The sequence below is a fragment of the Burkholderia sp. E168m23 genome (genome assembly GCF_016586125.1).
Lineage (GTDB): Bacteria > Pseudomonadota > Gammaproteobacteria > Burkholderiales > Burkholderiaceae > Burkholderia > Burkholderia orbicola.
In genome coordinates, this window is sequence record NZ_BCPP01001512.1 from 1 (window position 1) to 950 (window position 950).

Here is a 950-nt window from a genome sequence, read left to right on the forward strand (position 1 = left end):
GGCGCGCGTCCGGTCAGCCGCGTCCGACGAAGGGCATCGCGCTTGCCATGATCGTCATGTTCAGAATGTTCGCTTCGAGCGGCAGGCTCGCCATCTGCACGATCGCGCTCGCGACATGCACGACGTCGACGCGCGGCTCGGGCGCGATGCGGCCGTCGGCCTGCAGCACGCCGCTGTCCATGCGCTCCGTGAGCGAGGTCGCGGCGTTGCCGATATCGATCTGGCCGCAGGCGATGTTAAACGGTCGACCGTCGAGGGCAAGCGAACGCGTGATGCCGAGGACCGCGTGCTTCGTGGCCGTGTACGCGATCGTGTGCGGGCGCGGCGTGTGCGCGGAGATCGAACCGTTGTTGATGATGCGGCCGCCTTGCGGCGTCTGGCGCTTCATCTGGCGCCACGCGGCGCGGGCGCACAGGAACACGCCGGTCAGGTTGGTGGCGACCACGTCGTTCCAGAACTCAAGCGAATAATCGTCGAGCGGCACGGCGCCTGCGTTGCGGCCCGCGTTGTTGAACAGCACGTCGAGGCGGCCGAAGTCATGCGCAATCCGCGTGAAGCTCGCATCGACCGACGTTTCGTCGGACACGTCGGTTGGAATCGCCGCTGCGACGCCCCCGGCCAGCTCGATGATCTCTTGCGTCGCGAGTAGCGGATCGATGCGCCGGCCGAGCAGCGCGACGCTGAAGCCGGCTTGCGCGAGCGCTACCGCAGCGGCCTGTCCGATGCCGGTGCCGGCACCCGTCACCGCCGCGATTTTTTTCTCTGCCTGCATTTTCACGCCCTCGTCTTCAGTCCGTTGAACATGCAAAAAGCATTGCGCGGCGACGATTTCGCAGCAATCTTGATTCTTTCAATCAATATCAACCGCCCCGTCCAGACAGGCTGGCGTCAGGGTTTTCCTGAGTTCGCGGCTGCGCTGTTCGCGCGCCGGCACGGCATCGCGCATGGCA

The 950-nt window shown here is 65.7% G+C and carries 1 protein-coding gene; it reads right to left on the reverse strand.

Annotated features, from left to right (window positions below):
- Window positions 1–13: 13 nt before the first annotated feature.
- Window positions 14–772: an SDR family oxidoreductase gene (locus tag JMF90_RS38540; RefSeq protein WP_011548568.1), complete on the reverse strand. Its 759-nt coding sequence runs from the start codon at window positions 770–772 to the stop codon at window positions 14–16.
- Window positions 773–950 lie beyond the last annotated feature (178 nt).